The sequence below is a fragment of the uncultured Buchnera sp. genome (assembly GCF_913776765.1).
GTDB classification, from domain to species: domain Bacteria; phylum Pseudomonadota; class Gammaproteobacteria; order Enterobacterales; family Enterobacteriaceae; genus Buchnera; species Buchnera aphidicola_AO.
The window spans coordinates 504,040-530,651 of record NZ_CAJYPO010000001.1 but is presented as its reverse complement, the minus strand read 5'-3'; the positions used below and the strand labels follow the sequence as shown (position 1 = coordinate 530,651).

Here is a 26,612-nt window from a genome sequence, read left to right as displayed (position 1 = left end):
TATTTTATCCTAAGTTAATTATTTTACGTTTATGTTCTGTTGCTAAATATAATTTTTCAATTATTTTTTTGTTTAAAGTGTTTATTTTTTTTCCCTCTAAATAATCATCAATTTCATTATATGTTATACCTAAAGCTAGTTCATCTTCTTTTTGTGGATGTTCATCTTCAAGGTCAGCAGTTGGTTTTTTTAAATATAAATGATCAGGACATTTTAATTCTTTTAATAATAATTTTCCTTGTCTTTTGTTTAATTTAGAAATTAAGTTAACATCTGTTCCATTATCTCCATGTTTTGTAAAGAATCCAGTAATGGTTTCTGCTGCGTTTCCTGTTCCAACAACTAGTCCATTTTTTACAGCTGCAATACTATACTGTACTTTCATTCTTTCTCTTGCTTTTTCGTTTCCTTTGATATAGTCTGATATTTTTATTCCTTGATTTTTTAACGATGTTTCACTGTTTAACACTGCGTTTTTTATGTTAATTGTAAAAAGTTGATCTGGATTTATAAAATCAATTGCATCTCTGCAATCTTTTTCGTCTAATTGTGTACCATATGGTAACCGTAATGCAATAAATTGATAAGATTTTTCTTTTCTTTCTTTTCGCAATTCCTGAATTGATAATTGACATAACTTTCCAGTTAAAGTTGAATCTTGTCCTCCGCTAATAGCTACTATTAACGATTTTAAATGAGTGTTTTTAATTAAATACGTTTTTAATATTTGAATACGATTTTCTATTTCTTTCTTTGGTATAATTAGAGGTTTAACACCTAATAATTTGATAATTTTTTTTTGTAATGTCATTTTTTTTATTATCGTTTTTTTTAAATATTAACTTTGTTAATAAAGCTAATTATTATATATTAAAAATAATAATTTCGAAAGTTTACATTAAAATATAATTATTTTCACAAATAAAAAATGGTAAAAAATGTTGAATAATTTAATTTTTGTATTGAATTGTGGTAGTTCTTCTATAAAATTTGCAATATTAAATCCTAATAATAAAAAAAAATATTTGTCTGGTTTAGTAGAATGTTTATTTTTATCAGAAACTTATATTAAATGGAAATATTTAGGAATAGAACACAAAAAATGTATAGGCTCTAATTTATCTCATAAAGATGCTTTAAACTTTATTTTTGATGAATTTCTTTTGGAAAAAAAAAATATATTTAATAATATTGTAGGTATAGGTCATAGAGTAGTTCATGGAGGAAATAAAATAAAATCATCTGTTTTAGTAGATGATAATATTATTCAATTGATTCAAAATGCCATTCCATTTGCTCCATTACATAATCCAGTAAATTTAGTAGGTATTAAAATAGCTATAGAAAAATTTCCTACTTTTTCAAAAAAAAATGTAGCTGTTTTCGATACATCCTTTTATCAAAGTATGCCAGAAACTTCTTTTTTATATGCCATCCCCTATTTTCTTTATAAGAAACACCGTATTCGACGATATGGAGCTCATGGTACAAGCCATCACTATGTTGCTTCTGAAGCTGCTATTATTTTGAATAAAAGTTTCAATTCACTTAATATTATTACATGTCATTTAGGTAATGGAGCTTCTGTTTCTGCAATTTGTAATGGAATATGTGTAGATACTTCTATGGGACTAACACCTTTAGAAGGATTAGTAATGGGTACTCGTAGTGGTGATATAGATCCTTCAATTATTTTTTTTATGCACCAAAAACTTGGTATGAGTATTGATAAAATTCATACAATACTCACAAAAAAGTCTGGTTTATTAGGTTTAAGTGGAATAAGTAGTGATTTTCGTTATTTTGAAAAAAATTATAAATTTGAAAAAAATGCAAAATTATCTGTAGATATATTCTGTCATCGTTTATCTAAGTACATTGCTTCTTATATGGCTTTAATGGAAAATCGTTTGGATGCTATAGTATTTACTGGAGGCATTGGTGAAAATGTTCCATTAATTAGAGAAATCACTTTATCAAAGTTATTTTTAATAGGTTTTGAAGTTGATATAAAACGCAATTTTATCATGAAAAATGGAAAACATGGATTAATTACTACAGATAAATCGCGTCCAGCATTTGTTATTCCAACAGATGAAGAATTAGCAATAGCTCAGGAGACTATGAAGATAATTAGTTAAAAATCATAATTATTTTATAGTATTTTTTATATTAAATTAAAATAAAAAAAAATTATGTCACGCATTATAATGTTAGTACCTTTAGATAAAAACGTTAGTTTAACTACAATTAGTTTAAGTTTACTTTATTTTTTTAACAAAGAAGAACAAAAAAATTATTTTAAATCTTTTTCTTATTTTTCTCTTATAAAATCAGATAATACAAACTTTATCAGAAAATATTTTTTAAAAAGTATAAATATAATAGATGATATAAATTTTTCTAAAGAAATTTTTAATTCTTGCAAATATTCTTCTCTTGTAAATAAAATTATTAAAGAATGTTTTAATAGAGAGAAGACGAATGAATTAATTTTAATCAAGGGGATTAATAAAAGAGAGCATTATGATGCGGATCAAATCAATTTTGATATTGCACAAAATATAGATGCAGAAGTAATATTAATAGACAATTTAAAAGAATTATCCTTAAAATATTTTCGAAAAAAAGAAGAAAAAATCCGTTTTTTTTTACAGCAAAAAAAATATAAAAATTTTTTAGGTGTAATTTTTAATGAAATTAATTCTCCTTTTATTGAAATGAAATATAATTTTATTGATAAATTAATAATTTTGCAAAATATAAAACAAAGTATATGCATTAATGAAATTCAAAAAAAATTTTCTTTTAATGGTTTTTTTACTGTTATAGCCTTTATTCCTTGGAATAAAAATTTACTTCAATCATCTGTAACAAATATTTTTAAATTTTTAAATGCAAATCTTGTAAATACAATAAGCATAAAAAATACTTTTATAAAAAAAATAGAAATATTTGATGAAGATTGTTCAATAATTTTGAAAAAAAAATATACTAATACATTGGTATTAGTTGCTTCGAGTCGAATAGAAACATTTTTTAAAACATTGCGTTTATTATTAAAACCAAAAGAAATAGGTGCAATTTTATTAACAGGAGTATTAAAACTAAATGAAAATTTTATTAAATCATTAAAATTTTTGATAAATCAAGGTGTTCCTGTATTTTTTACGAAACAAAATACAATAGAAATATTATCTCAATTACAAAAGTTTGATTTTAATATTAATTTTAAAAACAAAGTTTTTATTAAAAATTTATTAGAATATATTTCTAGTTTTTTTGATAAAATCTATTTAATCAGTGGAAAGAATAAAACTACTATTGATTATAAAAAAATGTATTCACCTAAAAATTTTTGTTATCGATTAAAAAAATTATCTAAAATAAAATCTAAACGTATTATACTTCCTGAATCATATGAAATACGTATTTTAAAAGCAACTGAGATATGTCATCGTTTAGGTATAGCAGAATGTATATTATTAGGTGACCCAAAAAAAATACATAGTATTGCAAATCAAAATGGAATTTTTTTAAATAAAAACATTGAAATAATAAATCCTTTTTTAATAAGAGATAAATATATTTCACGTTTATTAGAAATTCGTAAAAATAAAAACATAGATGAAGTTTTTGCAAAAAAACAATTAAAAGATAACGTTGTTTTAGCAACATTGATATTAGAATCTGGTGAAGTTGACGGATTAGTTTCTGGAGCAGTTAATACAACTGCTAATACTATACGTCCAGCATTGCAAATCATTAAAACTGATTCTATTTATTCTTTAGTTTCATCTATATTTTTTATGTTGTTACCAAATGAGGTTTTAATTTATGGCGATTGTGCCATTAATATAGAACCAAATGCAGAAGAATTAGCTGAAATTGCAATTCAATCTGCTGATTCAGCAAAAATATTCGGTATAGAACCACGTGTAGCAATGTTATCTTATTCTACTGGTTTTTCTGGATCTGGATGGCAAGTAGAAAAAGTTAGGGATGCTACTTCTATCGTAAAGAGAAAAAGACCTAATTTAATTATTGATGGTCCAATTCAGTATGATGCGGCGATTTCAAAAGAAGTTGCTAAGTTAAAAACTCCTTATTCATCTATTTTAGGATCGGCTAATATTTTTATTTTTCCAGATTTAAATTCTGGTAACATAACTTATAAGGCTGTTCAACGTTCAACAGATCTGATTTGTATTGGACCAATGCTACAAGGATTAAAAAAACCAGTAAATGACTTATCAAGAGGTGCGTCAATTGAAGATATCATTTATACAATTGCATTGACATCAATTCAATCTTTATAAATTTTTTTTATATTTTTATTATAATATTCCCATTAGGTTCACAACAGCATGGAAAAATCTCTCTCTTTTTAAATAGAGCAGCCATAGGCTGTTTTATTGAATAGGATACACTACCTTTTAATATCTGAATACGACATGATCCACAGTAGCCAGATTTGCATTGATATTCAATTCTTACATTGTTTTTTTCTAAAATTGATAATAAAGAAGTTTTTTTTTATAAATTATTGTTTTTTTATTTAGTATTTTAATAGTAAAATTATTCATTTTATAGTTTAAATTTTTTGAATTCTTGAGTAGATACTTCTGATTCGATTTGGCCTATTAAATATGAACTGATTTCTGTTTCTTGAGGAGCCGTTTGTATACAATCAGAATTTAACCAAGAATTAATCCAAGGAATTGGGTTTGATTTTTTTTCAAAAGGCATTTTAAAACCTATTGCATGCATACGAATGTTAGTAATATATTCTATATATTGACATAATATGTCTTGATTTAATCCTAACATCGAACCATCTTGAAATAAATATTTAGCCCATTTTTTTTCTTGTTCTGAAGCAGATATAAATATTTTAATTGCCTCTTCTCTGCATTCTAAAATAGTATTTTTCATATTTTCGTTATTTTTTTCGTTATTTAAAATATTTAAAATATGTTGAGTTCCAGTTAAGTGTAATGCTTCATCTCGTGCTATTAATCGGATAATTTTAGCATTTCCTTCCATTATTTCTCTTTCAGCAAATGCAAATGAGCAAGCAAAACTAACGTAAAATCTAATAGCTTCTAGTACATTTACACTAATTAAACAAAGATATAGTCTTTTTTTTAATAAGTTTAAATTGATTTCAATTTTTTTCCCATTAATTTTGTGATATCCTTCTCCAAGTAAATGCCAATAAGCTGTTATTTTAATTAATTTATCATAATGAACAGAAATGTCTTCTGCGCGATCATTAATATTTTTATTAGAAATGATATCATCAAATACGATAGATGGATGATTAATAATATTTCTAATTATGTGTGTATATGAACGTGAATGAATTGTTTCTGAAAAAGACCATGTTTCAATCCATGTTTCTAATTCAGGGATAGAAACTATAGGTAAAAAAGCAATATTAGGACTTCTTCCTTGAATAGAATCAAGTAAAGTTTGATATTTTAAATTACTTATAAAAATGTGTTTTTCGTTAGAAGGTAAATTTTGAAAATCTATTCTATCTTTAGATAAATCTATTTCCTCTGGTCTCCAAAAAAATGAAAGTTGTTTTTCAATTAGTTTTTCAAAAATATTATATTTTTGTTGGTCATATCGAGCTATGTTTACAGATTGTCCAAAAAACATAGGTTCTTTAAGTTGATTGTTTTTCTTTTTTGAAAAAGTTGTATAAGACACTTACATTACACCTGAAAATGTTTAACTTGTTTTATTATATCGCACAAGCACCACTTGTACAATTATCTTCTCTTGTGTTTTCAGTAGATTTATTAAAATTTTGATTATCTTCAGCACCATCACGAGTATTTTGATAATAAAGAGTTTTTATTCCCAGTTTATATGCTGTAAGTAAATCATATATAAGTTGTTTTATAGGTATTTTTTCATTCAAAAATCGTTTTGGATCATAATTAGTGTTAACTGAAATAGATTGATCAATAAACTTCTGCATAATTGCTACAAGTTCTAAGTATCCTGTATTATTTGGTATGTCCCAAAGTAATTCATATTCATATTTCAATTTTTTATATTCTGGAACCACTTGTCGCAGCATTCCATCTTTTGAAGCTTTTATACTAATAAAACCTCTTGGAGGTTCAATACCATTAGTAGCATTAGATATTTGAGAAGAAGTTTCTGAAGGCATTAAAGCGGATAAAGTGGAATTTCTTAATCCATATTTTTTAATTTTTTTTCGTAATGAATTCCAATTTAAATGTAATGGTTCATTACATATTGAATCTACATCTTTTTTATATGTATCAATTGGAAGCTTACCTAAATAATAGTTAGTTTGATTAAACAATGAACAAGATCCCTTTTCCTTAGCTAATTCACAAGAAGCTCTTAGTAAATAATACTGTATTGCTTCAAAGGTTTTATGTGTTAAATTTTTTGCACTGCCATCTGAATAGCGTACTTTGTTTTTAGCCAAATAATATGCAAAATTAATTACACCAATTCCTAAAGAACGTCTTGAAACAGCAGATTTTTTTGCACATAATACTGGATAGTTTTGATATTCTAATATTTCATCTAAAGCTCGTACAGACAGTATAGACAATTCCTTCAGATCATTTAAATTATTAATTAAACCTAGATTCAGGGCTGATAGAGTACAAAGTGCAATTTCTCCGTTTTTGTCATCAATGTTATTTAGTGGTTTTGTAGGTAATGTAACTTCTAAACACAAGTTAGATTGTCTTATTGTTGCTAATTTAGAATTAAATGGACTATGTGAATTACAATGATCTACATGTTGTATATAGATACGTCCAGTTGATGCTCTTTCCCGCATAATTAAACAGAACAAATCAATTGCATTAATACTTTTTTTTCTTATATTGCTATTTTTTTCATATTTAATATAATTTTCCTTAAATTTTTTTTGATCAGAGAAAAAAAACTTATATAAGTTAGGAACATCAGAAGGACTAAATAATGTGATTTTTTTTCCTAATAGCATTCTTTGATACATTAATTTGTTAATTTGTACAGCATAATCAAGATGACGTACTCTATTTTCTTCAATTCCTCTATTATTTTTTAAAACTAATAAATTTTCAATTTCTAGATGCCATATTGGATAAAAAACAGTTGCTGCCCCCCCTCTAACTCCACCTTGAGAACAAGATTTTACTGCGCTTTGGAAGTGTTTGTAGAAAGGAATGCATCCGGTATGAAATGCTTCTCCATTTCTGATAGGACTTCCTAAAGCTCGAATTTGACCGGCGTTAATACCTATTCCTGCTCGTTGAGAAACATATTTTACAATGGCACTAGTTGTAGCATTAATAGAATTTAAATTATCTGCACATTCAATTAATACACAAGAACTAAATTGACGAGTTGGTGTTCTTACTCCTGACATGATCGGTGTAGGTAGAGATATTTTGAAAGTAGAAATTGCATTATAAAAACGCTGAATATAATTCATACGAACATTTTTTTCGTATTTAGAAAATAAGCATGCAGATATTAAAATATATAAAAATTGTGCACTTTCATATATTTTCCCAGTAACACGATTTTGTAATAAATACTTTCCTTCTAATTGTTTTACTGCTGCATAAGAAAAGTTCATGTCACGCCAATGATCGATAAATGAATTCATTTCCGCATATTCTTTAAAAGAATAATTTTTTAATAATTTTTCGTCATATTTTCCTAAACTGACCATTTTTTTTACATGATGATAAAGAATAGGTGGTTCAAATTGACCGTAAGCTTTTTTCCTAAGATGAAAAATTGCAAGTCTCGCAGCCATATATTGATAATCAGGTGTATCTTCAGAAATTAAGTCTGCTGCAGCTTTAATAATTGTCTCATGTATATTCACAGTTTTTATGTTATTATAAAACTGAATACGTGAACGTAATTCAACTTGAGAAACAGATACATTTTCTAATCCTTTTGCCGCCCAATTCAAAACTTTATGAATTTTATCTAAATTTATTTTTTCTCTTTTTCCATTTCGTTTCGTGACAAACAAGCTATTTTCCATATTAAATTAACCTATTTTAAAAAATATATTATAAATATTTTTTTTGAAATTTAGTATAATGATTTTTTTAGTATAAATAGTTTTTTATTAAAATATTTTTATATAGGTTCTACTATTCTTTGTAAAGCAACAACTTTTTCATTTTTTGATGTCCTTATTAATATGACACCTTGTGTGTTTCTTTTTAAAACACCTATTTCTGAAGCTCTAATTCTAACTAGTGTTCCTGCATTGGTAATCATCATAATTTGATCTTTTTCTACTACTTGTATAGCACCAATAATTTTTCCGTTTTTTTTGGTAATTTTTATTGAAATTACACCTTGTGTTGCACGTGATTTAATTGGAAAATCAGTTATTTTTGTACGTTTTCCATAACCGTTATTTGTTGCGATCAAAATACTCTCTTTTTTATGCGGAACAATTAGAGATACTACTCTATCAGTTTTTGAAACTTTAATTCCTCTTACTCCAGAAGCTGTTCTTCCCATTGTTCTAACACTATTTTCTAAAAATTGTACTACTTTCCCGTTTTGTGTAAATAACATAATGTTATTGTTTCCATTCGTTAACGCAACTCCGATTAATTCATCATTAGCTCGTAAATTAATTGCTATAATTCCTGCAATTCTAGGTTTTTTAAATTCTTTTAGAGAACTTTTTTTAACTATACCTTGTGCAGTGGCCATAAAAATATTTAGATTGTCTCTAAATTCATGAACAGGGAGTATTGCAGTAATTCGTTCTTTTTTACTTAGTGGTAACAGATTTACTATAGGTCTACCTCTTGCATGTCTGCTAGATTCGGGTAATTGATAAACTTTCATCCAATATAATATACCTCGACTAGAAAAACAGAGTATTGTATCGTGTGTATTAGCTACAACTAAACTTTCTATGAAATCTTCTTCTTTAATTTTGGCTGCTGATTTTCCTTTTCCTCCTCTTTTTTGAGCATTGTAATCAGAAAGAGGTTGATATTTAACGTATCCAGAATGAGATAATGTTACTACTACATCTTCTTGATTAATTAAATCTTCAATATTAATATCAGCATTATTTTCTGTAATTTCTGTTCGTCTTTGATCTCCAAAATTATTTTTTATTGATATCAATTCATCTCTAATTACTTCTCTCATACGATCAGGATTTTTTAAAATTTCTTTTAATTCTTTAATTCTTTGGGTTAAATAACTGTATTCTAAAATAATTTTATTTTGTTCTAAACCTGTTAATTTATGTAATCGTAAATCTAAAATAGCTTGTACTTGTTCTTCAGTAAAATAATAATAATTATTATTATTTTGATTTGTTTTTTTTGTTTCTTGTATTTTTTTTTCTAAATTTTGATTTATATTTTTAATATTTTTATAAATCCATTTTTGTTTGATTATTAGTTCTTTTGCTTCTAATAAACTTTTAGATTTTTTTATTAAATCAATAATATAATTAATATTAATTAAAGCTACACTTAATCCTTCAAGGATATGAGTTCTTTTACATGTTTTATCTAATTCAAAAATACTTCGCCGCGTAACTATTTCTTCTCGATGTGATAAAAAATATTTTAATATCTCTTTTAGAGATAAGGTTTTTGGTTGTCCTTGGCATAACGCAACCATGTTTATACCAAAAGAAATTTGTAGTTGAGTAAGAGAATATAATTGATTCAGAATTATTTCTGATATAGACTCTTTTTTAATTTCAACTACAATTCTCATTCCATCTTTGTCAGATTCATCACGTAAAGCCGTTATTCCATCAATTCTTTTATCTTTTACTAGTTCTGCTATTTTTTCAATTAAACGTGATTTGTTAACTTGATAAGGAATTTCATAAAAAATAATAGATTCTTTTTTGTTTTTTTTGTTTTTTTCAATTTTATTACGAGCACGAATATAAATCTTTCCTTTTCCTGTTCGATATGCTTCTTCAATTCCTTTTTTTCCATTAATAATTCCTGCAGTTGGAAAATCTGGTCCTGGAATATACTTAATTAATTCTTGTAATGTAATATTATTATCTTTTATATAGGCCAAACATCCATCAATTACTTCATTTAAATTGTGAGGTGGAATGTTTGTTGCCATACCTACAGCTATGCCTGACGATCCATTAATTAAAAGATTGGGTATTTTAGATGGAAGTATTTCTGGAATATATTCTGTTCCATCATAATTTGGAATAAATTCTACAGTATTTTTTTCTAAGTCAGTTAAGAGTTCATGAGAAATTTTAGACATACGAACTTCTGTATATCGCATCGCTGCTGCTGCATCTCCATCAATTGAACCGAAATTTCCTTGACCGTCTATTAACATATAGCGTAATGAAAAATTTTGTGCCATGCGCACGATTGAATCATATACAGCAGAATCTCCATGTGGATGGTATTTACCTATAACGTCTCCTACGACTCTAGCAGATTTTTTATATGCTTTATTCCAATAATTATTTAACACATACATTGCAAAAAGTATTCTTCTATGGACAGGTTTTAAACCATCTCGAACATCTGGTAAAGCTCGCCCTACTATTACAGACATAGCATAGTCTAAATAAGAACTTTTTAATTCTTTTTCAATATCAACTTGTACAATTTTTCGAGAGAGGTCTTTCATATTATCTATTTTCTCTTTTTTTTGTTTATTAATAGAATTATATTAAGTTTAAAATTATAACATAGTTAAAGTATTAGATGCATGGAAAGAAGCGATTCTAAATGATGAAACAATTATTTACAATAATATGTTGTAAATGATTAAAAAATATTTTTTATGTTGTTTATTTCAAATTAAAGTATTAAAATAATGGTTTATCAGAATAATTTATACAAATAAGTATTCAATTATAGAAATAATAATTTTTCTCAATTTAATTAAAAACGAGATACTTTATGAAAGATGAAGAAAAAAATTTAATAGAAAATTTATTTCATCGTTTGAAAAAGACTGAGCTGAATTCTTCTGAGCGCGATGATACAGCGGATGCTTTGATTCAAAATTTGGTAAAAAAACAGCCGTATTCTTCTTACTACATGGTACAAACGATATTAATTCAAGAAACAGCTATAAAAAAAATGAGTTTAAAAATTGAAGAATTAAAAAACCAAATATCACTTTTAAATTCAGATCAAATGAAGAAAAAGCCAAGTTTTTTATCAAATTTTTTAAAAAAAGATCCAGCTTCTCAATCTGAATCTTATGATAATAAGATATGGAAAAAAGATCAGAATACTTTAGAATCCTGTAATACAAATATCCCGACATCTTCAACAGTAACTACAAGAAATAGTGGGTTTCTTAAAAATGCATTACAAACAGCAACAGGTGTAGCAGGAGGTATGATTTTAGGTAATATGTTAATGAATATTTTTAATCATACTACACCGGAAAAAGAAGTTTTTGACAATATTAATCAATCGTCTATATCTGATATAAACGAATATGATACTATTGAGAATAGTAATAATAATGCTAATTTAGTAAATTATGATAGTCAAACTGAACCAGTTAATAATTACTTTGATGATAATAATTATTCTGATTTTGATGAAACAGAACACGTTGACGATAGTGTGATAAATGATGATAACTTTATTTAATAATTTTTAATAATCAAATTAAAGCTATTAATAATTTATATTTGAATTAAAAATAAAGCCAGCATATTTTTTTTGCTGACTTTACAAATTATTTAATAATATTTATGAAAAATGTTTTTTTAAATATGAAGAAACCCCCTCTTGAGAAGCTTTCATTCCTTCTTTTCCATGCTTCCAATTTACAGGACATACTTCTCCATGTTTATTATAAAAATTTAAAGCGTCTATCATCCGTATCATTTCATCAATATTCCGTCCAAATGGAAGATCGTTAACAACTTGATGACGTATAATCCAATTTTCATCGATTAAAAATGAGGCTCTTAATGCTATATTTAATTCGGGATGTTCAACACCATAAGATTTTTGAATTTCATGTTTGACATCAGAAACCATGGGAAATTTAATTTTTCCAATACCTCCATTTTTAGGAAGAGTATTTTGCCATGCTTGATGAACAAAAACACTATCAATAGAAACACCAACAATTTTTACCTGTCTTTTCTCAAAATTTTCATAAGTTTTATTGAATTCTAGAATTTCAGAAGGACAAACAAAAGTGAAATCCATAGGCCAAAAAAATAATACTGTTATTTGACCGTTCGAATATTTTTTTAAGTCAAAATTGTTAATAATTTCGCTATTTTTTAAAATTGCTGGAGCTACAAAATTAGGTGCTTTTTGTGTTACTAAAGTCATTTTTTTTCCTTTAATTTAAAAAAATACAATAAGATATACGTTCTTTATAAAAGAAAAATTTTTTTTATTAATAAAAAATTATTTTTGAAATCAATTTTTATTAAAATTAGAGGTGCTATGAATAATATTTTAACTTGGAAAAATCTTTTATCTCAAGAAAAAAAAAAATATTTTTTTAAAATTATCAACTATCTTAAAAAAGAGCGTCTAAAAAAAACAATATATCCTTCTTCAAAAGATGTATTTAATGCTTTTTTGTTAACTTCTTTTAGTGAAATTAAAGTCGTTATTATTGGACAAGATCCTTATTTTTCTAAAAACCAAGCTCACGGATTAGCTTTTTCAGTTCCTAAAAATCATACTATACCACCTTCTTTAAAAAATATATATAAAGAATTAAATAGTGATTTTAACAAAAATCACGTATTTTATCATGGTTGTCTGGAAAATTGGGCAGTTCAGGGAGTTTTTTTATTAAATACAATTTTAACTGTTGAATCAGGAAAACCAAAATCTCACTATAATATAGGATGGAATATTTTTACAGATAAAGTAATTTCTCTTATTAGTTATTATAAAGAATTCATTGTTTTTTTAATTTGGGGTAATGATGCAAAAAAAAAGTGCAATTTAATTGATATGAATAAACATTATGTTTTAAAAGCATCTCATCCTTCTCCCTTATCAGCACACCGTGGATTTTTAGGATGTAAACATTTCTCTAAAACTAATAAAATTTTGCTTAAACATAAAAGAGATGAAATTGATTGGTTTAAAATTTAAAAATAGAAAAAATTTCAAAATTTTTTCTATTTTTATATAATTTAAAAAATTTAAGAAACTAAAAATTTTAAAAAGTATATATTTATACTAATAAAAAATATTTTTAAGTTGCAGACACTACAACAGTTGCTTTACGAAGTAGTTTTTTTCTAAAAATAAAACCTTTTCTCTTTACAGAAATAATATAGTTTGGTTCTATTTCTTTTGAAGATTTGATTAAAATAGCATCATGAATTTTTGGATTAAAAATTTCATTTTTTTTGCCTTCTGTTTTTACTCCAAATTTAGTTAATATAGTTAATAAAGATTTTAATGTTAGTTTAATTCCTTGTATTGATGGTTCATCACTTAAATTTAATTTTTTAGAAATTATTAATATGTCTTCAAGAGTATTTATAACAGGAATTGTTTTTTTAAAAAAAATTTCTGTTTCTGTATTTTTTATATTTTTTATTTTTGTTTCTGTATTTTTTTTAATATTTTCTATATTTGCTAAATGTCTTAATTTGAGATTAAGTATATTTTTTTCATTTTCTAATATTTTTTCTTGTAATTCATTAATTTTTTTACTTTGAAATAGTAATTTACTATCTTTTGTTTCTTCGTTTTTTTCTAAATCATTTTTTTTTTCAGTGTTTTTATAGTTTATTTTTTTCTCTTGATTATCCATAATATCACCATTTTGAATGTTATTAATTAAATACAGAGTCTTTAATATGTCTTTCAAGGTAATTTTTTTTATTAAAAGTATATTTTTTTTATTGGGAAATTTGATGCAATGAAACAATATTTTAATTGTATTGGTATTGTTGGGCGTCCGCGTCATTCAAGTGCATTAATAACACATGAAATACTTTACAAATGGTTAACTAAAAAAGGTTATCAAGTTTTTATTGAACATACTATTTCTAAAAAACTAAATTTAAAAAATCCTAAAACTGCAACATTAATAGAAATTGGTCGGCTATGTGATTTAGCTGTTGTAATAGGTGGAGATGGAAATTTATTGTTTACAGCTCGTATTTTATCATATTTTAATATTAAAATCATTGGTATTAATCGTGGTAATTTAGGTTTTCTTACAGATTTGAATCCAGATAATAGATTTAAAAAACTTTCCGAAGTTTTGTCTGGAAAATATTTAATAGAAAATCGTTTTTTATTAGATGTAACAATTTATAGAAAAGAAAAAATTTCTAAATCTAGTATTGCAATTAATGAAGTTGTTTTACATCCAAAACATGTAGCTCACATGATAGAATTTGAAGTTTATATTAATGAAAATTTTGCTTTTTCTCAACGTTCAGATGGATTAATTATTTCGACTCCAACAGGCTCAACAGGTTATTCACTTTCAGCTGGAGGGCCTATTATAGAAACTTCTTTAGAAGCTATCTTATTAGTACCCATGTTTCCTCATACTTTATCTGCACGTCCCTTAGTAATTCGTAGTGATAGCGTAATTTGTTTAAGATTTTCTGATATAGAAACTGATTTAAAAATTAGTTGTGACAGTCAAATAGTATTACCTGTTAATAAAAACGAATATGTTTTTATTCGTCGTAGTAATTATTATTTAAATCTTATACATCCTAAAAGTTATAATTATTTTAAAACTTTAACTTCGAAATTAAATTGGTCTAAAAAACTTTTTTAGATCATTTGAAATTTTAATAACATTTATTTTTAAATTAATGTTAAAACATTTTGTTAAAATAATTTTTAATTATAAAAGCGTTAACATTTCAAATTTCTTTTTATAGTTAAAGATTGTTATTAATGACATTTCATATAAAATACTATAGGCAGTGATTTATTAATGAGTAATCAGATTTTTTTAAAAATATTATTAATAATATTTTTATTCTCTAGTTGTTCAGTCTCAGAGAATAAACACTATATTTTAAATAATTTAAACGAGTTTTGTTTTGACTTAAATAAATTTAAAAAAAACTATAAAGGAATGACAAAAGAACAAATAATTTATATTTTTGGAAATCCAATTATTTCTGATTCTTTTAACGATGTTTTTCATTATATTATTTTTGAAAAAGAAAATAAATTTCAATGTCATCAAAAGACACTGAATATATTTTTTAAAAAAAATAAAGTGTCAAAATTAGATATTCAATGAATTGTAAAAAATAAGTTATTTTTTTTGGAGCTGGCGGGATTTGAACCCGCGTCCAAAATTTCTATAAATAAAGATACTACATGCTTAGTTTTTTCTTTATTTTAATTCATCGCTTAATTTGGAAAAACTCATTTTAAGCGCATAGCTTGAAGATCAATCCCGTGTTACCGTCAAGCTTGGTACTCACGTTTTTCTCTTTAAATTTTGACCTTTCTTAAAGATTTCTCGTTCTCAAGAGATAAAGTCGGAGATGAAAGGGCTTTATACAGTTTTTTAAGCTGCTAAAGCGTAGTTTTGTTTATTATTTGCAGCTATTTTTTTACGGTTTTTTATCGAGGCAAACCGTTCCTCGGCATGCACTTTATTTTTTTGATAATTTTGTCGAATCCAAAAACAGCCCCATAATTTAAAATTAAATTTTATTATTTAGTATTGCAAAAAAAAATAAAATTGTCTATAAAATATTTTTAAAAGCATTTTTTAATAAAAATTTTTGTTTATTTGGTTTTTTTAACTTCATTTTGGGAAATATATGAATACAATTGAAAAAATAGAACGTCAAATTAAAGATAATGTTATTTTAATCTACATGAAAGGTACACCTCAATCTCCTAGTTGTGGATTTTCAGCTCAAGCAGTACAAGCTTTATCTGTTTGTGGAGAAAAATTTGCATATGTTGATGTTTTAGAAAATTTAGATATTAGAAAAGAATTACCAAGGTATGCTAATTGGCCAACTTTTCCTCAGTTATGGATAAACGGAGAATTAATTGGTGGATGTAGTATTATACTTGAAATGTTAGAAAATGGAGAACTAAAAAAAATAATATCTAATGCAGTATTGAACTCTAAAAAATAAATTTAAAAAAATAAGATATGACATTATGCAAAAAAAATAGGATTTTTATTGTTAATGTCATGTCTTATTTTATAAAGATTTTAAAATATTTTTTTTATTATATACTTAACATAAATTTTATTTTTCTTTTTTAATATTTATAGGCCATCCACCTAAACCTTTCCAACGATTTACTATTTTGCAAAAAAGATTAGCTGTTTGCAGAGTATCATATAATGCTGAATGTGCTTGATTATTATCAAATGATAAACCAATTGCTTTGCATGCTTTTGCTAGTACAGTTTGACCTACAGCTAATCCGCTTAATGCTGCTGTATCAAATGTAACAAAGGGATGAAAAGGATTATTTTTAATTTCAACTCGTTGAATTGCTGCCATTAAAAAATTATGATCAAAATTTGCATTATGCGCAACCACTATTCCTCGAGTACATCCTTGTATTTTTATACCATTTCGTACTTTTTCTAATATTGATTCAATAGCTAATTTTTCACTAATTGCTCCACGCAAAGGATTAAATGGATCAATTTTATTAAAAGCAATAGCATCAGAATTGATGATAGATCCCTTAAATGGTTTTACATGAAAATGAAGTATATCTTCTTTATGTAGCCATCCTAATTTGTCCATTTTTAACGTTATTAACGCAATTTCTAATACTGCATCAGTTTTTGGATTAAATCCTGCTGTTTCTATATCGATAACAACAGGATAAAAAGTTCGAAAGCGATTACTTAATAAATTGAATTCTTGAGTTGTAGACATCAAAATCTCATTATTTAAAACACTTGGTGTTTAATATAGTTAACTTTTGATTTATTTTTATCAATCTTTTTAGGTTATATTTTTTTGATTTTATTGATAGATAAAATATTAAAAATGAATCAAAAAACGAATGGTGGAAAATATTTTTTATAAAAAATTTTAAATGAAATAAAATTAATTTTTTAATAAAATAACATTTTTTATATTTTTTAATTTAGGTATTAATTAAATATTAATTATGATTCTTGTTTATAACTGAATAATTGTACTATAATTTAATAAAATGTTTAAGATTAAATTATTAATTTAATTTTAAATTTATTGTTTTATTTTTTTATTTTAGGAAAAAAAAATGAGTTATTCTTTACCTAATCTATCTTATGCATACAATGCTTTAGAACCCTTTTTTGATGAAGAAACAATGAAAATTCATCATACAAAACACCATCAAAACTATATTAATAATACTAATTCTATTTTAGAAAAAACACATTTTAGTTCACTTTCAATTGAAGAGTTAATGTCTATTTTTAATGAAATAAGTTTAGAAAATAAAACTGCATTACGCAATAATGCAGGAGGACATATAAATCATAGTTTATTTTGGAAAGGTTTAAAAATTGGAACAGTGTTACAAGGTGATTTAAAATCAGAAATTGAGAAGCAATTTGGAAGTATTGAATGTTTTAAAAGTAAGTTTGAAGATACTGCCTTAAAACATTTTGGTTCAGGTTGGGCTTGGTTAGTAAATCAAAACGGTGTACTATCTATAGTATCTACAACAAATCAAGATAATCCATTAATGGGAAAATTAATATCAGGTACTTCTGGTTATCCTATTATTGGATTAGATCTTTGGGAACATGCTTACTATTTAAAATATCAAAATAGACGATTAGATTATATTAAGTCTTTTTGGAATATAGTGAATTGGGATGAGGCATCTAATCGTTTGTTAAAATAAATTTTAATTTATAAAAATTTTATTTTTTAAATATAAATCTTTAATTAATCAATATTTTTAATATTATAAAACAAAAACATATAATAGCGTATATTATATGTTTTTCATTTTTTATACAAATTTAAAAATATTAAAAGGATTCTTTTTGAATAGAATAAAGATGATAGTAGGATTATCTAATCCTAAAAAACAATATCATAAAACACGTCATAATGTTGGATCTTGGTATATTTATTCCTTAGCAAAACATTATTTTAGTATTTTAAAAGAAGAAAAAAGATTTTTTGGTTTTACTTCCTGTTTAAATATAGAATCAAATTCTATCCGTTTGCTTATACCTAATATTTTTATGAATATAAATGGTTATTCGGTATATAAAATGGCTTCATTTTACAACATTAGTTTAGATCAAATATTAATAATACACGATGATTTAGATTTAGAACCGGGAATTATAAAATATAAATATAGTTATGGGCATAGTGGTCATAATGGACTAAGAAATATTATTAAAGAATTTAAAACTAAAGTAAATTTTTATCGATTAAGAATCGGAATTGGTCGTCCAAACAATAAAAAAGAAATATCATCTTTTGTGCTTTCTATACCTAATTTTAGAGAAATTAACTTAATTAAAAAATCTATTTCAGATGCAATAAAAGAAAATTTTACATTATTAAATTTTATCTAATAGTTAGATATAAAATTTTTTTTAATTATTTTTTTGTTATTTTTTATTTTTAAGGCGTATAAAACATGGGTTTTAAATGTGGAATTATAGGGTTACCTAATGTTGGTAAATCTACTTTGTTTAATGCTTTAACTAAAGGTAATTCAGCAGTTGCTAATTTTCCGTTTTGTACTATTAAACCAAATATAGGAATTGTTTCAGTTCCTGACAGTCGTATTAGTAATCTTGCCAAAATTATTTCACCGGAAAAAATAGTTAATGCATTTATAGAATTTGTAGATATTGCTGGTTTAGTTAAAGGTGCCTCTAAAGGAGAAGGTTTAGGTAATCAATTTTTAAGTAATATACGAGATACTAATGCTATTGCTCATGTTGTTCGCTGTTTTAAGGATGATAATATTAGTCACGTTTATAATCAAGTTCAACCTACAATAGATGTTGATATAATTAATTCTGAACTTATATTAGCAGATTTTGAAACTTGTGAAAAATCTATATTAAAATTAGAAAAAAAAATAAAATTTAATAAAAAAGAGATAGAAGAAAAACTAGTTGTATTAAACAAATGTCTTTATCATTTAAAAAATTTTTTAATGTTAAAAACACTTTCTTTAGACGAAAATGAAAAGAAAATTATTAGTTATTTACGTTTTTTAACTTTAAAACCAACAATGTATATTGCCAATATTAATGAAGGAAAAGAGTCGCATTTTTTTTTAAATGAATTAAATAAATTAGCTAAAAAAGAAGGTTCTTTAGTTATTCCAATTAATTCAAATTTGGAATTAGATTTAGTAAAAATGAATAAAAATGAACAAAAATATTTTATGAAATCTTTTAATATAACGAATTTAGGATTAAATAATATCATTGAATCTGGTTATAAAATACTTAATTTAATAACATTTTTTACTGCAGGAATAAAAGAAATTCGTGCTTGGGCTATACCTAATGGCAGTACGAGTCTTCAAGCTGCTGATAAAATACATAGTGATTTTAGTAGGGGTTTTATTCGTGCACAAATTATGAATTATTTAGATTTTATAAAATATAAAAGTGAGGCTAAAGTTAAAGAAGTAGGTAAATATCGCAGCGAAGGAAAATTTTATAAAATTCAAGATGGTGATATTATTAATTTTTTATTTAATATTTAAAAAAAACATTTTTTATAAAAAAAATTTTATTAGAGAGGAAAACTTAATTTATCCTCTCTAATTTTTTTTATTTTTCTAGTAAAAATTCTTTTAACTTATTGAAATCAGGATTTATATTATAAGATAACAATGGTAAATTAGTTCTATTTTTTAATTCTTTTGGTAAAAGAATATTATTTTCTAATATTTTTTCCACAGTATTTTTAAATTTAGATGGATGTGCTGTTCCTAAAAACAAACCAAATTCATCTTTTTTTAATTGATCACGCAATAGTCTATAAGCAATTGCCGCATGAGGTTCAGATACATAACCTAGTTGAAATAATTCTTTAAGAGTTTCTTTAGTAATTTCATCTGATACACTTCCGAATCTTAATTCTTTTAAATCCCATTTTTTTCTACGGAATAACTCTTCAATTCGAGGCCAATTGTTAGGACGACTAATATCCATAGCATTAGAAATTGTTGATACAGTTTTTTGAGGATCCCATCTTCCACTACTAAGGAATCTCGGAACTGTATCATTATCATTAGTACATGCAATAAATGATTTAATCGATAAACCAAGAGATTTAGCTAATAAACCAGCTGTTAAATTACCAAAATTACCACATGGAACAGCTATTACTAAATTTTTTCTTTGTTCTTCAGAAAGTAATGAAAAAGCTTCAAAATAATAACATATTTGGGCTAATAAACGGCTTATATTAATAGAATTAGCAGAATTTAATCCTATCGATTCTTTTAATTTTTTATCATCAAAAGCTTTTTTTACTAACTTTTGACAATCGTCGAAACTACCGTTAATAGATATGGTTTTTATATTTTTACCTAAGGTACAAAATAATTGTTCTTGTAATACACTAATTTTGCCTTTTGGATATAAAATAATGACTCGAATATTTTTCATTCCATAGAATGCATGAGCAACTGCAGCACCAGTATCTCCTGATGTTGCAGTTAAAATAGTAAACGATTCATTTTTTTTATTAAGAGATAGTATCATTTGAGCCATGAAACGTGCGCCAAAATCTTTAAATGCTAATGTTGGGCCATGAAATAATTCAAAACAACTTATATTTTTATTAATACAAACTTTTAATGGTTTTGAAAATGAAAATGCTTTTTTAACATGTTCGTATAATACTTCTTTAGATATTTCACTGCTGATAAATTTAGAAAGTATTTCAGTACTTCGTGTAATAAAATCCATTTTTAATATTCTTAACAATTCTAAAGGTGTAATAATTGGTAATTCTACGGGAAAAAATAAACCTTGTTTCTGCCCTAATCCAAGTTTTACAGCAGTTTCAAAATTTACTTGTTCGTTATGATTTTTTAAATTATAAAGTTTCATTTTTTATCCTATTTCGCGTACACCTTTTAAATCCACACAACAAATATGAACAAATCCTGTTTTATTTTGTAAGTAATTATCTTTTAGCCATAAAGATATCTTTTCAGCAGTTTTCATATTATCAGAAATTGCAAAAATAGTAGGACCTGAACCAGATATTCCACAACCTATAGCTCCAATTTTTTTAATTTTTTCTTTGGCGTTTAGAAAATTAGGAAGTAATTTACTACGATATGGTTCTGCTATAAAATCTTGCATACATCTAGCTGCTAAATCAGATTGTTTAGTATATGATGCATGGATAAAACCCGCTAAATAACGACTATTTTTAATACAAATGTCTTTTTTGTATTCCTTAGGTAAAATTTTTCTTGCCTCTGCAGTAGAAACTTTAACTCCTGGCCAAGCAATGATCCAAAACCAATTTTTGAAATTTGGAAGTATTTGACTTACAACATGAGAATCTTCTAATATTAATTGAAGACCTCCTAAATAAGATGGAGCTACGTTATCATAATGCACGCTTCCTGATATTTCACCTTCTATTTCCCCCATAAGTAGTAGTAATTCTTTTGAATTCAAAGGATTATTACAAATTTGATTAATTGCTACTAAAGTAGCAACTACCGAACAAGCACTAGATCCTAGTCCTGATCCGATTGGCATATTTTTTTCGAGAATTATAGAAACAGGAATATTTTTTTTTATTATTTTACAAAATTTAAACCAACATTTCCAAACAATATTTTGTTCTTTATTTATAGGTAATTTATTAGAAAAAATTCCTTTATTAATTAATTCAAATTTTTTTGATAACTTTACTGTTACACAATCACCTAACAAAGTACCATTTATTGGTATAATGGCTGCACCTAAAATATCAAACCCAACTCCAACATTCGCAATAGAAGCTGGTGCATAAATTTTAATCATTACTGTACTCCGCTGATGCCTATAATATTGTACGTAGTAAGTCGGAAAACACCCCAGAGGCAGTAACATCATTACCCGCACCATATCCTCTTAATACAAGAGGAATGGGTTGATAATAGTTTGTATAAAATGTCAGTGCGTTTTCACCATTTTTTACTTTATATAATGGATTATTACTGTTTATTTCCTCAATTTTTACTGAACATTTTCCACTTTTTTCTATGCTTCCTACAAAACGCAGTACATTTCCCAAATTACGTGCTTTATTAACTCGTTCTGAAAAGACTAAATCTAGCTCTTTTAGTTTAAATAAAAATTCTTCAGAATTTTTATATTTTTTAAATTCTTCTGGTAATATAGGTTCGATGCTTATATCTTTTAGTTCTATGGAATAGCCTACCTCTCGAGCTAAAACTAATAGTTTTCTAGCAACGTCGATTCCAGATAAATCATCGAATGGATTTGGTTCAGTAAAACCTAATTTTTTTGCTTCCTTAGTTGCTTCGGATAATGGAATACCTTCTTCTAACTTTCCAAATATAAAAGATAATGAACCAGATAATATACCTTTAAAAGATATAAGATAATCACCTGTATTAAATAAATTTTGAAGTGTATTTATAACTGGCAATCCGGCTCCAACATTAGTTTCATATAAAAACTTTTTATTTTCTTTTAATGCAGTAGTTCTAATATCATTGTAATATTGTAAGGAATTTGTATTGGCTTTTTTATTTGAAGTAATTATGTGAAAACCGTTTTTAATAAAATGAACATATTGCTTTGATAAAAGTTCATCAGATGTGCAATCAATTATGACTGAATTGGAGTCGCAAGTATTTTTTAATAATTCACTTAATATCTGCAAATTAAATTCTTTATTTGATTTTTTAAAGTTTTCTTCCCAATTATTTAAATCAATTAAGTCGTTTAAAAAAAGTAATTTTTTAGAATTGGCAATCATGCGAAGTCTTATTTTTATATTTTTTTGATTTAAAAACTTTTCTTGTCTTAAGATTTGTTTTAATAGTTCTTTGCCAACTCCACCTATTCCAATTAAAAAAACATTTATAATTTTTTTATTAAAAAACAATGCATTATGAACATTTTGTATACCCTTTAAAACATCTTCTTTTTTAATTACTACTGATATAGAATGTTTTGAAGACCCATGTGCAATTGCAAGTACATTGATTTTTGATGAACCTAAAGAAGAAAAAATTTTTGATGCAATATTGTTTTTTTCAGAAATATTAGAACCAATAACTGATAAAATAGCTAAATTTTTTATTATATTTAAATTATTTAACAATCCTTCTTTTATTTCTAATTTGAATTCTTTTTTTAATATTAGTAAAATGTAATCAACGTCTTTTTCTAAAGTACAAAAGTTGATTTTATTTTCTGAAGATGATTGTGTAATTAAAATAATTTTAATGTTTTCTCTTGAAAGAGCGGTAAATATCCGTGAAATTGTATTTCCTGAATCTTTTAAACAAGATCCAGAAACGTTGAACATAACTATCTTATCAAGATATGTAACACCTTTTAAAAAATTTTTATCTGAATCATTTTTTTGGCAAATCAAAGTCCCCTTAGCATGAATATTATTAGTATTTTTTATAACACACGGTATTTGAAATTGGGAAATGGGTTCAATGGTTCGAGGATGCAGTACCTTAGCACCAAAATAAGATAATTCCATTGCTTCTTGATATGATATTGACTCTAATAGGTAAGTATTAGAGACTATTCTGGGATCTGATGTAAATACACCATCAACATCAGTCCAAATTTCACAACATCTTGCATTTAAACAAGAAGCTAAAACTGCAGCTGAATAATCAGAACCATTACGTCCCAGTACTACTAATTCTCCTTTTTTGTTTCCTGCAATGAATCCAGCCATTAAAATAATGTTTTTTTGATCTATATTTATTTTTTTAATTCGTTTTTTAGACTCTTTTATATCAACAGTGGAATCCAAATAATTTCCTATTGATAAAAGATTTTTAACTGGATTTAAAATAGTAACTTCATAATTTCTAGATTTTAATATATTTTTCATAATAACAACTGAAAGTATTTCTCCGCGAGATATTATTATAGGTTGAATACTTTCTGGACATTGTTTTATTAAAAAAATACCATTTATTATTTTTTTTAATTTATTAAATTCTTTTTCGATTTTTTCCTTTGTATTTTCATATGGAAAAAGTGATTGTATTTTTTTAATATCTTTTATTAATTCAATAAAAATTTTTTCTGCAAGATTAATATTTTTTAGAATTTTATCATTATCAATATTTTTTTCAATTATTGTAACTAAATAGTTAGTTATTTTCGCTGGAGCAGAAAGAACGACTGCAATTTGTTCTTTTTTATTTTTTTTTTCTATAATATCAGCGACACATAAAAACTTTTGTGCATTAGCTAACGAAGTTCCGCCAAATTTCAATAGTTTCATATTTTTTTTACATCCTTAAATTCATATCATAAAAAACCCGCATTATTTGTGAGCGGGTTTTTATTAAATATATACATTATCTCATATTAATTATGATTAGTTATAATAAATAAAAACAGTTATTCTATAACGAAGAAACGATAAGCAGTAGATATTAATACGTTTTACGTAGCATCCCTTAGACATAAATTAATAAAATATTAAAATAAGTGAATTAATTTATTAAATAGTGTTATTTAATCAGATTTAGAGCTGTAATTGAGAATATTTTTATAAGTATAACGTATATTTTAAATATTATTAATTTTATCATAGATTTAGTTTTTTAATATTGTAAAAAAAGTATTAGGAAAAAAAAGATATGTTTTTTAGTATAAAAATTCTTCTATTTTTTACATGATATTCTTACAATTATAATCGTTGTTTACATATAACAAACAACATGCTTTTTCATTAATTTAAAAAACATTAAAAATTCTAATCTAGAGTAGATATTGCTTAAAAAAATAAAAAAGAATTAGATTAATTTATAATTATATTTCTATTTAATTTATACTATTTTTTCTATATAGTAGTTTGATTTTTATAACATAATGATTATTATTAGTGCAATAGTTAAAAAATAAATATTTTGTTTTTAAATTTTGTATTAAAATTTTTATTATTGAATATATTTTATATTTTTAATAAATATCAATAAATGATTTTTAGTATAATAAATTTAAAATATACATTAAAAACTTAGTTAATATTATGAAGCATACTATTAAAGTGATTATTTCGGAAAAAGAATTAGATATTCGCGTTCGTGAACTAGGTAATGAAATTACTAAAAAATATAAAAAAAGTAAAAATAAAATAATATTAATTGCCTTACTACGTGGTTCATTTGTATTTATAGCAGATTTGTGTCGTAGAATTAAAATCGAACATGAAATTGATTTTATGACTACTTCTAGTTATGGACGTGGAATGATATCTACTGGAGATGTAAAAATTATAAAAGATTTAGACGAAGATATTTATAACAAAAATGTTTTAATTGTTGAAGATGTCATTGATTCTGGAAAAACTTTAAGTAAAGTATTAGGTATTTTAAAATTAAGAAATCCAAAATCATTATCAATTTGTACTCTTCTAGATAAGCCAGAATGTCGTGAAGTTAATATTAATATTGATTTTATTGGTTTTTCTATACCTGATGAATTTATAGTTGGTTATGGAATAGATTACGCTCAATCCTATCGATATTTACCGTATATAGGAAAAGTGATTTTTAAAAAATAAAATTTTTCTTAATTTTTTAATGTAATTTTTTTATTATCAATTAATCGAGTATTTCCTAACCAAACTGATGCTAGTATAATAATACTTTTACTTTTTTTAGATATAGGACCAAGTGTTTTAGAATTATATACACTAAATATATCAATATAAAACCCTTTTTTTATAAGATATTGTCGTGACATATCAATCGTTTTTTGAATTTTTTTTCCTTTGTTTTGTACAATAATATTGCATGCTTGTTCTATAGTTTTATATAGATAAGGTGCTTTTTTTTGCTCTAAAGAATTCAAGTTCTTATTTCTTGAGCTAAAAGCCAATCCATTTGGTAATCTTATTGTAGGTAAACTAATAATTTTTATGCGATAATTTAATTCTTTAACTAATTTTTTTATAATTAATAATTGCTGATAATCTTTTTCTCCAAAGAAAGAAAAATTTGGTTGTATTAAATTAAATAATTTACAAACTATTGTTGTTACTCCTATAAAATGACCAGGACGAGCTCTACCTTCTATAATATTAGATAATTTAGGTACATCGACATATGTATTATTTTTTAATCCATTAGGATATATTTCATTTATTTCAGGACAAAAAAGAATTTCTACTTTTTCTTTTCTTAAAATATAACAGTCTTGTTCAAAAGTTTTAGGATATTTTTTAAAATCTAATAAACTGTTAAATTGCATAGGATTAATAAAAATACTTACTATTACAACATCTGCGTATTTTTTTGCTAACAAAATAAGTTTTATATGACCATTATGTAAATTTCCCATTGTTGGTACCAATCCAATTACTTTGTTATTTTTTTTTAATTCTTTTATTTCTTTTTCTAAAAGATGTATATTTTTTATAATATTCATTATAA

Annotated in this window: 22 protein-coding genes, 1 other RNA gene and 1 pseudogene; 11 read left to right on the top strand and 13 right to left on the bottom strand. The window is 24.8% G+C overall.

Translation table 11 applies throughout. From position 1 onward, the window contains the following. Positions 1 to 4: 4 nt before the first annotated feature. Positions 5 to 811 (bottom strand): ammonia-dependent NAD(+) synthetase, encoded by an 807-nt coding sequence (gene nadE, locus QZ401_RS02585; RefSeq protein WP_295164682.1) that lies wholly within the window; start codon positions 809 to 811, stop codon positions 5 to 7. A 127-nt stretch (positions 812 to 938) separates the two neighbouring features. Between nadE and QZ401_RS02580 the strand changes: the two genes are divergently transcribed. Both QZ401_RS02580 and pta read left to right on the top strand, forming a co-directional pair. Continuing rightward, positions 939 to 2,141: an acetate kinase gene (locus QZ401_RS02580; RefSeq protein WP_295164679.1), complete on the top strand. Its 1,203-nt coding sequence runs from the start codon at positions 939 to 941 to the stop codon at positions 2,139 to 2,141. A gap of 54 nt (positions 2,142 to 2,195) precedes the next feature. Continuing rightward, complete coding sequence (gene pta, locus QZ401_RS02575) at positions 2,196 to 4,319, top strand: phosphate acetyltransferase (protein WP_295164677.1); 2,124 nt, start codon at positions 2,196 to 2,198, stop codon at positions 4,317 to 4,319. A gap of 7 nt (positions 4,320 to 4,326) precedes the next feature. Here the strand turns inward: pta and yfaE are convergent. The 4 genes and pseudogenes from yfaE to gyrA all read right to left on the bottom strand — a co-directional run bounded on the left by yfaE (position 4,327) and on the right by gyrA (position 10,665). Further along, positions 4,327 to 4,586: pseudogene (gene yfaE / locus QZ401_RS02570) on the bottom strand (class I ribonucleotide reductase maintenance protein YfaE). A gap of 1 nt (position 4,587) precedes the next feature. Beyond that, entirely contained in the window at positions 4,588 to 5,718 is a 1,131-nt protein-coding gene (nrdB, locus tag QZ401_RS02565) for a class Ia ribonucleoside-diphosphate reductase subunit beta (RefSeq protein ID WP_295164675.1), read from the bottom strand. Between the two features lie 34 nt (positions 5,719 to 5,752). After that, positions 5,753 to 8,044: a class 1a ribonucleoside-diphosphate reductase subunit alpha gene (nrdA, locus tag QZ401_RS02560; RefSeq protein ID WP_295164673.1), complete on the bottom strand. Its 2,292-nt coding sequence runs from the start codon at positions 8,042 to 8,044 to the stop codon at positions 5,753 to 5,755. A 98-nt stretch (positions 8,045 to 8,142) separates the two neighbouring features. Continuing rightward, a complete protein-coding gene (gyrA, locus tag QZ401_RS02555; protein ID WP_295164670.1) occupies positions 8,143 to 10,665 on the bottom strand; it encodes a DNA topoisomerase (ATP-hydrolyzing) subunit A in 2,523 nt (840 codons plus the stop codon). Positions 10,666 to 10,940: 275 nt separating this feature from the next. Here gyrA and QZ401_RS02550 point away from each other — a divergent pair, with 275 nt between their 5' ends. Then, positions 10,941 to 11,648: a DUF2076 domain-containing protein gene (locus QZ401_RS02550; protein ID WP_295164667.1), complete on the top strand. Its 708-nt coding sequence runs from the start codon at positions 10,941 to 10,943 to the stop codon at positions 11,646 to 11,648. A 102-nt stretch (positions 11,649 to 11,750) separates the two neighbouring features. Here QZ401_RS02550 and QZ401_RS02545 read toward each other — a convergent pair whose 3' ends face one another. Further along, positions 11,751 to 12,347 (bottom strand): peroxiredoxin C, encoded by a 597-nt coding sequence (locus QZ401_RS02545; protein ID WP_295164666.1) that lies wholly within the window; start codon positions 12,345 to 12,347, stop codon positions 11,751 to 11,753. Between the two features lie 117 nt (positions 12,348 to 12,464). On the opposite strand from QZ401_RS02545, the gene ung reads away from it, so the two are divergent. Next, positions 12,465 to 13,130 (top strand): uracil-DNA glycosylase, encoded by a 666-nt coding sequence (ung, locus tag QZ401_RS02540; RefSeq protein WP_295164664.1) that lies wholly within the window; start codon positions 12,465 to 12,467, stop codon positions 13,128 to 13,130. A 103-nt stretch (positions 13,131 to 13,233) separates the two neighbouring features. On the opposite strand, the gene grpE is transcribed toward ung, so the two are convergent. After that, entirely contained in the window at positions 13,234 to 13,800 is a 567-nt protein-coding gene (gene grpE / locus QZ401_RS02535) for a nucleotide exchange factor GrpE (RefSeq protein ID WP_295164662.1), read from the bottom strand. A gap of 108 nt (positions 13,801 to 13,908) precedes the next feature. Here grpE and nadK point away from each other — a divergent pair, with 108 nt between their 5' ends. After that, positions 13,909 to 14,787 carry an NAD(+) kinase gene (nadK, locus tag QZ401_RS02530; protein WP_295164659.1) on the top strand — a complete coding sequence of 293 codons (879 nt, stop codon included), beginning with the start codon at positions 13,909 to 13,911 and terminating at the stop codon, positions 14,785 to 14,787. 162 nt (positions 14,788 to 14,949) lie between these two features. Continuing rightward, a complete protein-coding gene (bamE, locus tag QZ401_RS02525) occupies positions 14,950 to 15,264 on the top strand; it encodes an outer membrane protein assembly factor BamE (protein WP_295164657.1) in 315 nt (104 codons plus the stop codon). Between the two features lie 24 nt (positions 15,265 to 15,288). Here bamE and ssrA read toward each other — a convergent pair. Beyond that, positions 15,289 to 15,665: a transfer-messenger RNA gene (ssrA, locus tag QZ401_RS02520) on the bottom strand. A 131-nt stretch (positions 15,666 to 15,796) separates the two neighbouring features. On the opposite strand from ssrA, the gene grxD reads away from it, so the two are divergent. After that, positions 15,797 to 16,123: a Grx4 family monothiol glutaredoxin gene (grxD, locus tag QZ401_RS02515; protein ID WP_295164656.1), complete on the top strand. Its 327-nt coding sequence runs from the start codon at positions 15,797 to 15,799 to the stop codon at positions 16,121 to 16,123. Positions 16,124 to 16,240: 117 nt separating this feature from the next. Here grxD and rnt read toward each other — a convergent pair whose 3' ends face one another. Beyond that, complete coding sequence (gene rnt / locus QZ401_RS02510; RefSeq protein ID WP_295164654.1) at positions 16,241 to 16,888, bottom strand: ribonuclease T; 648 nt, start codon at positions 16,886 to 16,888, stop codon at positions 16,241 to 16,243. Positions 16,889 to 17,240: 352 nt separating this feature from the next. On the opposite strand from rnt, the gene QZ401_RS02505 reads away from it, so the two are divergent. From QZ401_RS02505 to ychF, 3 genes are all read left to right on the top strand, one after another. Then, complete coding sequence (locus tag QZ401_RS02505; protein WP_295164653.1) at positions 17,241 to 17,852, top strand: Fe-Mn family superoxide dismutase; 612 nt, start codon at positions 17,241 to 17,243, stop codon at positions 17,850 to 17,852. A 160-nt stretch (positions 17,853 to 18,012) separates the two neighbouring features. After that, complete coding sequence (gene pth / locus QZ401_RS02500) at positions 18,013 to 18,543, top strand: aminoacyl-tRNA hydrolase (RefSeq protein WP_295164876.1); 531 nt, start codon at positions 18,013 to 18,015, stop codon at positions 18,541 to 18,543. A 65-nt stretch (positions 18,544 to 18,608) separates the two neighbouring features. Then, on the top strand, positions 18,609 to 19,697 hold the full coding sequence (ychF, locus tag QZ401_RS02495; protein WP_295164652.1) for a redox-regulated ATPase YchF: 1,089 nt from the start codon (positions 18,609 to 18,611) through the stop codon (positions 19,695 to 19,697). Positions 19,698 to 19,764: 67 nt separating this feature from the next. Here the strand turns inward: ychF and thrC are convergent, their stop codons facing one another. The 3 genes from thrC to thrA are packed head-to-tail and all read right to left on the bottom strand — an operon-like array spanning position 19,765 to position 24,454. Beyond that, positions 19,765 to 21,054 carry a threonine synthase gene (gene thrC / locus QZ401_RS02490; protein ID WP_295164649.1) on the bottom strand — a complete coding sequence of 430 codons (1,290 nt, stop codon included), beginning with the start codon at positions 21,052 to 21,054 and terminating at the stop codon, positions 19,765 to 19,767. 3 nt (positions 21,055 to 21,057) lie between these two features. Continuing rightward, positions 21,058 to 21,987: a homoserine kinase gene (gene thrB / locus QZ401_RS02485; protein ID WP_295164646.1), complete on the bottom strand. Its 930-nt coding sequence runs from the start codon at positions 21,985 to 21,987 to the stop codon at positions 21,058 to 21,060. Between the two features lie 19 nt (positions 21,988 to 22,006). Beyond that, complete coding sequence (gene thrA / locus QZ401_RS02480) at positions 22,007 to 24,454, bottom strand: bifunctional aspartate kinase/homoserine dehydrogenase I (RefSeq protein WP_295164644.1); 2,448 nt, start codon at positions 24,452 to 24,454, stop codon at positions 22,007 to 22,009. A 753-nt stretch (positions 24,455 to 25,207) separates the two neighbouring features. On the opposite strand from thrA, the gene hpt reads away from it, so the two are divergent. After that, positions 25,208 to 25,741 carry a hypoxanthine phosphoribosyltransferase gene (gene hpt, locus QZ401_RS02475; protein ID WP_295164642.1) on the top strand — a complete coding sequence of 178 codons (534 nt, stop codon included), beginning with the start codon at positions 25,208 to 25,210 and terminating at the stop codon, positions 25,739 to 25,741. Between the two features lie 8 nt (positions 25,742 to 25,749). Here hpt and panC read toward each other — a convergent pair whose 3' ends face one another. After that, the gene (gene panC / locus QZ401_RS02470; RefSeq protein WP_295164640.1) at positions 25,750 to 26,607 is read right to left on the bottom strand and encodes a pantoate--beta-alanine ligase; all 858 of its coding nucleotides are present in this window, start codon (positions 26,605 to 26,607) and stop codon (positions 25,750 to 25,752) included. Positions 26,608 to 26,612: the final 5 nt, after the last annotated feature.